This is a genomic window from Ruegeria sp. YKSD163, assembly GCF_059612905.1.
In genome coordinates this window covers 52340-62615 of record NZ_JBXWRM010000021.1, presented here as the reverse complement: position 1 = coordinate 62615, position 10276 = coordinate 52340, and the positions used below count along the sequence as shown (strand labels likewise).

General features: G+C 60.9%; 10 protein-coding genes. 3 read left to right on the top strand and 7 right to left on the bottom strand.

Annotation, left to right across the window (positions count from 1 at the left end):
- The coding region (gene bhcD, locus AC2FNA_RS20650) for an iminosuccinate reductase BhcD (protein ID WP_496829788.1) at nucleotides 1-865 on the top strand (865 nt) is incomplete at its 5' end.
- A 354-nt stretch (nucleotides 866-1219) separates the two neighbouring features.
- Here bhcD and AC2FNA_RS20645 read toward each other — a convergent pair.
- Nucleotides 1220-1669, bottom strand: a complete 450-nt coding sequence (locus AC2FNA_RS20645) for a hypothetical protein (RefSeq protein WP_496829786.1) — start codon at nucleotides 1667-1669, stop codon at nucleotides 1220-1222.
- Here AC2FNA_RS20645 and AC2FNA_RS20640 point away from each other — a divergent pair.
- Nucleotides 1616-2515 (top strand): mechanosensitive ion channel family protein, encoded by a 900-nt coding sequence (locus AC2FNA_RS20640; RefSeq protein WP_496829784.1) that lies wholly within the window; start codon nucleotides 1616-1618, stop codon nucleotides 2513-2515. The genes AC2FNA_RS20645 and AC2FNA_RS20640 overlap by 54 nt on opposite strands.
- Before the next feature lie 45 nt (nucleotides 2516-2560).
- Here the strand turns inward: AC2FNA_RS20640 and AC2FNA_RS20635 are convergent, their stop codons facing one another.
- Nucleotides 2561-3187, bottom strand: a complete 627-nt coding sequence (locus tag AC2FNA_RS20635; RefSeq protein ID WP_496829782.1) for an alpha/beta hydrolase — start codon at nucleotides 3185-3187, stop codon at nucleotides 2561-2563.
- 477 nt (nucleotides 3188-3664) lie between these two features.
- Between AC2FNA_RS20635 and AC2FNA_RS20630 the strand changes: the two genes are divergently transcribed.
- A complete protein-coding gene (locus AC2FNA_RS20630; RefSeq protein WP_496829780.1) occupies nucleotides 3665-5374 on the top strand; it encodes an amidohydrolase in 1710 nt (569 codons plus the stop codon).
- A 110-nt stretch (nucleotides 5375-5484) separates the two neighbouring features.
- On the opposite strand, the gene AC2FNA_RS20625 is transcribed toward AC2FNA_RS20630, so the two are convergent.
- From AC2FNA_RS20625 to AC2FNA_RS20605, 5 genes are read right to left on the bottom strand one after another with little or no spacing between them, the layout of a single operon-like run.
- Nucleotides 5485-6045 (bottom strand): DUF3833 family protein, encoded by a 561-nt coding sequence (locus AC2FNA_RS20625; protein WP_496829778.1) that lies wholly within the window; start codon nucleotides 6043-6045, stop codon nucleotides 5485-5487.
- Nucleotides 6045-7268 carry an MFS transporter gene (locus tag AC2FNA_RS20620; RefSeq protein ID WP_496829776.1) on the bottom strand — a complete coding sequence of 408 codons (1224 nt, stop codon included), beginning with the start codon at nucleotides 7266-7268 and terminating at the stop codon, nucleotides 6045-6047. The genes AC2FNA_RS20625 and AC2FNA_RS20620 overlap by 1 nt, the downstream gene beginning before the upstream one ends.
- Nucleotides 7268-7762 carry a hypothetical protein gene (locus AC2FNA_RS20615; RefSeq protein WP_496829774.1) on the bottom strand — a complete coding sequence of 165 codons (495 nt, stop codon included), beginning with the start codon at nucleotides 7760-7762 and terminating at the stop codon, nucleotides 7268-7270. The genes AC2FNA_RS20620 and AC2FNA_RS20615 overlap by 1 nt, the downstream gene beginning before the upstream one ends.
- Complete coding sequence (locus AC2FNA_RS20610) at nucleotides 7755-8912, bottom strand: class I SAM-dependent methyltransferase (protein ID WP_496829772.1); 1158 nt, start codon at nucleotides 8910-8912, stop codon at nucleotides 7755-7757. Before AC2FNA_RS20610 ends, AC2FNA_RS20615 begins: the two co-directional genes overlap by 8 nt.
- A complete protein-coding gene (locus AC2FNA_RS20605) occupies nucleotides 8851-10200 on the bottom strand; it encodes an NAD(P)/FAD-dependent oxidoreductase (RefSeq protein ID WP_496829770.1) in 1350 nt (449 codons plus the stop codon). Before AC2FNA_RS20605 ends, AC2FNA_RS20610 begins: the two co-directional genes overlap by 62 nt.
- Nucleotides 10201-10276 lie beyond the last annotated feature (76 nt).

Here is a 10276-nt window from a genome sequence, read left to right as displayed (position 1 = left end):
CTGCAACTTTCCCGTGGTGCGCGAGGCCCTCGGCCACGAGGACGCGCTTTACGGCTTCAAGGGAGGGTTTGACCGCGCTGGCCAGACACTGGGCCTGAAAGTGGGCGGCTACTGGCCCAACAACCTGGCAAAGCGCGGGTTGATCAATCACCAGTCCACCGTGTTCCTGTTCGATCCCGATACCGGCAAACCCTCGGCCATGGTCGGCGGCAACCTGTTGACGGCCTTGCGCACGGCGGCGGCCTCGTCGGTGTCGATCAAGCATCTCGCCCGCCCGGATGCAAAGGTCATCGGCATGATCGGCGCGGGCCATCAGGCCACGTTCCAGCTGCGCGCCGCCCTGGAACAGCGCGCCTTCGAGAAGGTGATTGGCTGGAACTACCACCCTGAGATGTTGCCCAACCTGGCCAGGGTTGCCGAAGAGGCCGGCGTGCCGTTCGAGGCTGTCGATCTGCCCGGAATGGATGAGGCGGATGTGATCATTTCGATCACTTCGGCCTTCTCGCCGTCCCTCATGGCCGGCCATGTCAGCCCGGGCACCCACATCGCCTGCATGGGAACCGACACCAAGGGCAAGCAGGAGGTCGAGGCCGCGCTTCTGGCCCGCGCTTCGGTGTTCACCGATGAAGTCGCCCAGTCGGTCAGCATCGGCGAGGCACAACACGCGATTGCGGATGGTCTGATCACGCAAGCCGATATCGTCCAGTTGGGCGCCGTGATCAACGGCACCCATCCGGGCCGCACGTCGGACAATCAGATCACCCTCTTCGACGGCACCGGCGTTGGTTTGCAGGACCTCGCTGTTGCCTCCGCCGTCGTCAACCTGGCAGTAGATCGCGGCGTCGCAATCCACGTGGAGATCTGAAGGAAAAGCGGAAAACCGGCGGTGCAGGGCACAAGCTGGCGTCAGGCCACCGCGCCCTGAGCGGTTGGAACGCGATCGACTGGGGCCATGGGAGGGACGATACCTGCATCAGACGCGTGTCCGAACGGCATGCCTGGCCGCAGTCGTCCTGTTGTAACGGCCTCAGCCTCAAACCTCTGATCGGATCGCGCCTGTCCACCGATGTATCTGCCCTTCGAAACTTTCGGAAACACGCGGCGTGGCGCGCTGTTTCCATTCATCACATCTGCGGCTCGGTGGCATCGAGAGATGCCGGAAAGTGCCGAAGGCAAGGTGAAGGATCCCCGTCATCATGTCCCTGCCAAGCCCGGGATATCATTGCAGCCCAAGCAATTGCTGGTGGCGTCTCGGCATCTCTTCGCGACGCAGAGACGAGTTGGCAAAGCTCTTGGGAGCAACGGAATGCGCATCGGTGCAGCGCCTTGCCAAGGGCAGAGAGCCATGCGCGCAGAGGATCGAGTGGGGTTGGACCGGCCCATCTGAGATGTTTACCGCTAATAGAAGACACTTGAAAAATCCCTTCACACCGTATTTGGAAAGGAATTCGTGACGCAAGCCAAAGGCATTTTCGATTTGGAAGCCAGAACATTGACAATTGTTGATCTCGAAAGGGGCCCGGCCATTGTCGTCGTACTCTTTGCGGCGCTCATTATCTGGGTCTTGTTCCGGCAATGGGAACGCACCCGATGGTTTCTGGTAAAACACCCGTTCATGGGTGGTATCATCGAGGCCATTCTCTTTGTCTTTGCAACCTATACCATCCATGGGATCATCATCCTTATCGGCACCTTGCCGCGATTCAGGGGCTGGGCCGATATTCCTCAGATCGGCGCGGAACTCGTGTTGCATCTGGGCTGGGCGGTCGCAATCGCGCGCATTGTCGAAGGCGCCGTGCACAAGAAACGCGCAGACAAGCCGGACTGGCGCGTCTCTCGCCTGTCCCGGATCGGCTTTTACAGCATCTTCATGCTTTTGGGCGTCCTCGGGTTTTTCGTTTCCGATGGCAATACACCCACCGAGCTGTTCGTCTGGACCGGCGCCACAGCCGCCGTTCTGGCATTTGTCATGCAGCAGACGCTCGGAGATTTTTTCTCGGGGCTTGCGCTGACGATCGAGCACCCGTTCAAGATCGGCGACTGGCTGCGGCTTGAAGATGGAACCGAGGGGCAGGTCGAAGACATGAATTGGCGCGCCACGCGACTGCGCAAATGGGACAAGACATCCTATGTGATCCCGAACGGACGTCTGGCGAGCGAGAGTTTCACCAACCTGTATGGCAGCCAGCACAGCTTTGCTCCCTGGTACACGGTGAAGGTTTCGAATGAACATGCGCCCGCCCTGGTGGTCGCCTTGCTTGAACAGGCGACGCGCGCCTGCAAGATCCCCTCGCGCGATCCCGAGCCTGTCGTCAGATTGATGGATGCAAGCAGTTCACCCTACACCTACATGATCTGGGTACAGTTCCCGAATTATCCGACGATGTTTGCGGGTCGCGACGAGCTCTATCGCGCGATCGACGATGCGTTGCGCTCGGCCGACATCGAGATCGCCACCGACATACAGGAAATTCGTCTGCGCGATTTCGGCAAGGTCAAGGCACCCTCAGGCTAGGACCCGAACCTTTGGGGCTCTGCCGGTACAATTGAACGCGTCTTGTCAATACAACCGGCCCAACCCCTTGATCCTGTCCGGATAATCATCAGAAAACCGCCAAGCGACTTCTCCGGAAATGCGGACAAGGCCGCGTGCAGCAGGGTCCGCACTGGTCAGCAACGGCAGGAAGAGATCGCTGCTGGACCATGGTGACAACTGAAAATTCCGGTTTACGTTGCCTGTACTGGCAGCCTCGACATCGGTCACGTTGATGACATGCAGACCCTTGACCCGTGCCAGTTCCGCTTGCAGCGCTGGCATTGTATTGCCGGGATCCCCCGCCTCACCCAGACGTGTTCTCCAAAAGACCCGCCTTGCAATGGCCAGGGCAGTTTCCTGATCCCGGAAATAGGCCAGCCGGCTTGGCGTCGCGGTCCAGTTGAAACTGATAAAGGCACCCTGATCGCCCAGAAAATGCTGCAACTGGCGGGACACCAATCTGGAATAGTCAAAATCGACGTTGTAGCCGTGAATGTAGATAAGGATATCCTTGTTCCGCGATTGGGAAAGCTGCGCATGGACCAGAGCTGCAAAATGCCGTCCCGCCGCCTCGATCTCGGCACGACTTGGGGGCGCGTTCATGTCTTTGATTGCGCTGAACGGCATGACCCCGGTTTCCCGCACGCCCACGACACGCAGGGAGTAGTTCTGGTCACGCGCAGCGGCGAGCGTAATCTGGCGGGCGTTTTCCCGGGTTTCGAGCGGTGGCTCCGTTGCCAACTACGCGACACCCGTGTGCAAAGCCAACCCGCGATGGTCACGGGCCATGGCATGGGATCGGGTGCTCTGGTGATGGTTCGAACCGTTGCAGAACGGCCGGACCTGTATACGATCGTCTGCATCGTAACCGGACCGATTTTTCGTTAGCATTCTCCTTGACCAGTTAATTCGGACCGCGCGACCCAAAGATAGAGGTCGACCCCCTTCGACCGCCATCGCACCATAACGATTGGAGAGAACATGGCTGATAAAGATTTTTACGGCTGCCCTTGTTGCAGCGGGACCTTTGGCGGAATGTTTGCAGTTAATCAAAGTGTCCGTCAGCTTAAGGATCAGGCTGACAACACAGGGGGCTGGGCCTGCAACTGGGGGATAGATTTCCTCAGCATGGGCCGCCGCGACTTCATGAAGACCGGCGCTGCAACCGCAAGCCTGGCGGCGATGCTGGGCGCGGGCGGCACGGCGCAAGCGCAGGATCAAACCGTAACCATATTCACCAATGGCACGGTTCTGACTGTCGACGATGCCTTCTCCGAAGCCGAAGCCATCGCTCTGCGTGGCAACCGTATCCTTGCCGTGGGCACCGATGGAGAGGTGCGCGCAGTTGCCGGCGAGGATGCCCGGATCGTCGATCTGGACGGCAAGACCGTCTTGCCGGGTTTCATCGACCCACATGCTCATGTGGTAAGCGGTTCGGTTGTCGACTCGATCATGGAATATGTCGGTATGGCACGCTTTACCACGGTAGCCGAGGTGATTGACCACATCGCCCGTCGTGCCGCCGAAACACCGGCGGGCGAATGGCTGGCCTTTCGCAACTTTGACCCTGCGGTGCAGGACGGCGCCGACGCACTGACCTTTGCGGATCTCGACCCGATCTCCACCGAGCATCCTATCTTTGTTCTGAACGCATCGGGCCATATCGCCTATGCCAATTCCAAAGCCTTCGAGGTGTCGGGCATCACCAACGAGACCGAAGCCCCCCCCGGAGGCGAGTTCGTTCGAGATGACGCGGGCAACATGAACGGCGTCATGAAGAACAACGTTACCTTTCTCCTTGTTGCCGCCAACAATCCCGCCATGACCACCTCTGACCCGGTTGAGGGGTTGATCAACCTGCTCGACAAATGGGGCGCGCTCGGCCTGACCACTGTGTCCGAGTTGAGCCTGGGAGCGTTGTCTCAATCGCCTGCCGATACCCAGGTCATGGTCGCTGCCGCCAAGACAGGTCGGCTCAAGGCCCGGATACGTGCCTATCCCTTCTATACGGTCGGTGCCGATGCCTGGGACGCGGCGGGGATCAAGCAAGGCGACGGCGATGCGCTGGTGCGCATCGCGGGTTACAAGCTGGTCGCCGACGGTTCAAACCAGGGGTTTACCGGCCTGCAACGAGACCCCTATCTCAACAGCGACGACCGCGGCCTTGCCTATATGCAGCCTGACGAACTGACAGCCGCGGCGCTGGAGCGGGCGCAAAAGGGTTGGCACCTTGCCATCCATGGCAATGGCGACGCAGCGATAGACAACATACTCGCATCCTGTGAGGCGCTGCGCGATGCGGGTCTTGATATGTCACGGATCCGCCCCCGGATCGAACATTGTTCGATCCTGCACGATGAACAGATTGCAAGGATGAAAGAACTGGGCATCTCTGCCAGTTTTCTCATCGGACATGTCCATTACTGGGGCGTGGCAATGCGCGACACCGTCTTCGGCGAGGACAAGGCGCAACTCCTCGATCGCTGCCGCAGTGTGGAAGAGGCAGGCATCGGGTTTACCCTACATTCCGATTTCATGGTGACCGACCCCAACCCCCTTCACATGATCGAAATGGCCGTTACCCGGCGGACCTGGAAGGAACCCGATTACATCCTTGCTCCGCAAGAGACGGTAACGGTCGAAGCCGCCATTCGCGCGGTCACATCCGAGGCCGCATGGCAGCTGTTTTCCGATCACGAGGTGGGCAGCCTGGAGCCCGGCAAGCTGGCCGATATGGTCATACTCGAATCCGATCCGCGCGATGTTGCCCCGGACCGGATCAAGGAGATCAGGGTGCTGGAAACATGGATGGATGGCCGTCAGGTATTTGCAGCCTGACCGCGCCCCGAGCGGCGATCGCCCTGCGATCCCGTTCGAAGGCGTGGTCATTTCGGGCATGCAGCAGGTGCGTGGAAGTCAGGCCCGGTGGCCGACGGACTGTCGCCGGTTCACTGCGATGTCCCTTGCACCGGTCGCATTGTCGCGACAAGTTCCGCAACCTTCAGGCCGAACTTGCGCATCTCGGACTTGTTCATGATCGCGCCATCAGCGGTGAGATACATCCAATCGGTCGCCTTGAGCACATGGCCCCCTGCACTCTCGGGCAGCACGATCTGATAGTGGAGCTGGACCGTCGAACCCGAAATCGTGCCCTGGGCCTCTCCCACCAGATCGTCCGCGGTCGCGGTGAAGGTGTTGTCGGGGCCAAGGGTCAGGTACCATTTCCGGCTCTGGGTCGTCCCGTTGGAGTAGGTGAATTCCTCGGACAGGGTGCCGGTGTCTCCGTCCCATTCGCCAAACATCTTTGCAACGAAGCTGTTGGCCATCTTTCCGTTGGGCCCAAAGATGATTCCCTCCGACAGGATCTCGCCTGAAAGGTGCTTGTTCAGAACGAACTGCGGGCCGGTTTCGGTATAGTCCTCTGGCGATTGGAACTTGAAGCTGAGCAGATAGGTTTTCACGATCATCGCCGCGACGATCACCAGCAGGGCAACGGTAAGGAGTTTCATCAGGCAGGTCTCTCTTGTGGCAGCGTCAGAGCAAAAGCAAAGGCCGCGGATTTCAGCACGCAGGGGAGGATGGCATAGGTCAGGGTCAGAGCGCCCAAGGCGCGCGGATCGTTGTCAGCACCCGGTTGGAATCCCTGCTGCTCCAGCAGAGGCAGGGCAAGGAAGGCGGCCAGCGCCAGGGCCAGCTTTCCGGCAAAGGACCAGATGCCAAAGGCAGTCGAGGCATTCAGGCCCGCCCGGGTCAGCGCGATGCTGAACATGGCCGGCAACAGCACCATGTCGGCGCCAAGGGTCGCACCCGAAATGGCGCAGATCAGGACAAAGGGCAGCAGATCGCCCGCGCCAAGAAAGGCCGCGCCAACGAAACTTGCAATCGCCAGCGGCATCGCGATCAGCAGGGTCTGCCGGGGTCCGATACGTTGGCTGAGACGGGTCCAGAACGGCACGCTGAGGCCGGCGAACAGAAAGAAAAGCACCAGCAGTCCACCCGCATATCCGGCCAGTTGCAACCGGTCCTCGACAAAGAACAGGAACAGGGTAGAGGTCAGCGCCACAGGCAGGCTGTTGAGAACTGCCAGCGCCAGCAAGCGGAGCGCGCCCGCATCCGCCAGCGACGGGAGCGACAGGGGCCGGCCCGCCAGCACGGGCCGCGCCCAGATCGGGCGGGTCAACAGCGCGGTCAGCAGCGCAAACCCGCCAAGCGCCAGCCCAAAGGTCGGATAGGCACTGCCCGATACCCCAAGGCCCACAATCAACGCAGGTGCAATGGCCGCAAAGATCACCCCCGCCAGCATGCCGCCCTCGCGAAAGGCCGCAAGCCTCAGCAATTCACCGGGTTCGCGGGTTCTGGCGAGCGTCGCGCTGCGGCCATAGAGCAGGATCATGCCAAGGCTGTAGGCGGTGAACAGCCCGATCAGAATGGCGACCAGCTTGACGATGACACCGGGTCCGGCTGTCAGGGAGAACAGTAGTGGAAAGCCAAGCGCCAGCCCGCCGGCGGCCAGCATGGCAAAGGGCATCTGCGCCGATGGCCAGCGGTCGACCAGCCAGCCGATCGCCGGATCCTGAACAAGATCGACAAGCCGGATGGCAAGCAGGATGGCTCCAACCGTGCCCAGACCTATCCCCAGCTCCACCGCCGCGAATTGCGGCAGATGGATGTAAAGCGGGATCCCCGCCGATGCGAGCATCATCGCATAGAGGCTGACACGGGGATAGGTCATCACTGACCCAAGAGCGCCTGCGTGAACCGGGCTGAACGGCTGTCGGGCCCCAGGAAGATTGACATGAAATTCCGTTTGATACTCTTGTGCCTCAGGTCGCAGGTCTTGCGGCCGTTCAGCCGGAATTCCAGCCGATCTACCCCCCTGCTGATGGCAAGATAGCTGTCACCGGGCTGAACATCCTGAAAGCAGGCCGTGAACTTTGAGGCCGGTGGCGGCGGGTTTCCCATCCGCTCCATTTCGCGCAGCGTTGCCTCGACCAGATCGGATTGGCTGATCCTGCGCTGATAGGTCAGCTCGATCCCGAAATCCTGCGACCAATCCAGCGGCGCCGCATTGCGCGTGAACAGGCGCGCCTGATAGACAGGCAGACCCAGCAGGCGGAACGTGGCAGCGCCGCGCTCCTCGGCCCCCGGCAACAGCGATTGCACCTGGCTGGCGGGTGCGGCGACGGGCAGGGCAAGCAGGCAGAGAACAGCGAACACTCTAGGCATGGGCCAGCTCCACCTGCACCACATTGGTATGGCCAATCGCAAAGGAAGCGGCGCAGATTTCGAGGTAATACTGCCAGTTCCGAAAGAAGGCCTCGCCATGGCCCAGCTCCATTATCCGGCGCTTCTGATCGGACAGGCGGCGGGCCCAGATGCGGCAGGTCTTGCCGTAATCCTGACCAAAGCCAAAGCTTTCCCTGACCTGTAAGCCCGCCAGATCCGCCTGCCGTGCGATGGCTTGATCGGATAGCAGCATGCCGCCCGGGAACACGTATTGCCGGATGTAGTCCGACGAGGCGCGATAGGTCTGAAAGAAATCGTCGCGCACCGTGATCGCCTGCAACAGCACCCGACCACCCTCGGCCAGATTGGCCTTGAGCTTGGCAAAATAGCTTGGCCAATACCGCTCGCCCACCGCTTCGATCATCTCGATCGACACGATGTTGTCGTACCGACCTTGGATGTCGCGATAGTCTCGCAGCTGGATGTCGGCCCGTCCGTCCAGACGGCTTTCGGCATAGCTGTGCTGATTGCGCGAGATGGTCACGCCGGTCACATCGCGGCCCTCGCTGCTGGCCTGCTCGGCGAAGCCTCCCCAACCGCAGCCGATCTCAAGAACCCGCTCGCCGTCTCCTAGCCGCGACAGGATACGGGCATTCTTGCGGGTCTGAGCCTGTGCCAGATCGTCCCCGCCCGACCCGAACAGGCCCGAGGAATAGGTCATGCCGTCGTCCAGCCAGAGCTGATAGAACTCGTTGCCCACGTCGTAATGGGCCCGGATGTTCTTGCGGGCACCGCGCCTGGAATTCGCGCGCAAAACCGTATCCACAATGCGAAACTTGGCGCGGTTCAACGGGCTTGCCTGATCATAGCTGCCCAGATGGTCGCGATTGCGCATGGCAAGCTGCATCAACCCCTCGATCGAGGATGTGTCCCACAGACCCTGCACATAGGCCTCGCCCAGGCCAACCTGGCCATGAGCCGCCATCGCGGATACGGCGGCCCAGTCGTTGATCTGCATCTCGGCCTCGGGTCCGGTGTTGCCGAACTCGTAGCGCGCCCCATCGGGGGTGCGCAGCGTCAGTCTGCCCTCACGCAGACGCGCGCAGACCGAGAGGAATTCCGATTTCAGCGCTTTGTCCGTGAGTGCCATGATCTGTTCCTTTGGCTGGGTAGAGGGTGAGCGTGTTCATCATCCGGACGATCCGCATCGCGCTCGCGATGCCGTCCTCGTGGAACCCGTGCCGGTTATAGGCGCCGGCGAACCAGGTGTTGTTCTGACCCTGCATCGCGCGGATCTGCCGCTGCGCCCGCAAGGCCGCCTTGTCAAAGACAGGATGCGCAAATTCCACCCGGTCATAGACCTTGTCGTCGGGAATGGGTCGTGTTGGATTCAGCGTCACGAAAAGTGGATCGGTGTCAGGGATGCTCTGAAGGCGGTTCATCCAGTAGGTGACCCCGACACCGCCATCCTGGCTGCGATAGGCCCAACTGGACCAGCAGTTTCGGCGCCGTGGCATCTGCCCCTCGTCGCAATGCAGAACCGCGGTGTTGGGTTGGTAGCGGATGGCGCCAAGCGCGGCGGCCTCGGCGGGCGTCGCATCGCCGCCGAGAATGGCAAGCGCCTGATCGGAATGACAGGCAAGGATCACGTCGTCGAACCCGCGCACCGCCTGTCCCTGGGCCACGATCCGAACCGAGCCCGCCTGGCGCACCACCTGTCGAATGGGGGTGCCGGTATGGATCTCGCAACCCCGCGCCCAGAGCGCCGCTTCGAGCCGACGCACGTATTCGATGCTGCCGCCTTTGACGGTCCACCATTGATGCTGGTCGGTGCCGGCGAGCAGCGCGTGATTGCGAAAGAACTGTACCAGAGATTTGGCCGGAAACGCGTCCACATCATTGACCGGGGTCGACCAGATCGCGCCGCACATCGGCATCAGATAGTGGTCGCGGAACCAACGGCCCAGGCCCAGCTCCTCGACCAGGTCTCCGATTGTTTTCTCGTCATCCGTTGCGGCGGCCTCGGCCCGTTTCCCAAAGCGGATGATATCGGCGATCATCTTGTGGAACTGCGGCCGGAACAGATTGCGTTTTTGAGCGGTAATCGTACGCAGATTGTTCAAACCGTATTCCAGCCGCCCGTCGTCGATGCTGGCGCAAAAGCTCATCTCGCTCTTGATCACCGGGACATCCAGCTCGCGAAACAGCCGGGTCAGATAAGGGTAGGTCGCGTAGTTGAAAACGATAAAGCCGGTATCGACGGGCTGGTCGCCGTTCCTGCCGGCCATGACCGTCCGGGCATGCCCCCCCAGACGCGGCGCCGCCTCATAGAGAGTGACATCATGGGTAACAGAAAGATAGTAGGCGGCAGAGAGACCGGAAATGCCGCCTCCGATAATTGCAATCTTGCGGCGGGGACCCTGGGTCTGGTCCAGCATGGGCAACATTCCTTCGTGTTGTTTGAAGGTGTTACGATGGCGCGGGAGAAACGGATCACCATTTTTCAAACAAGGT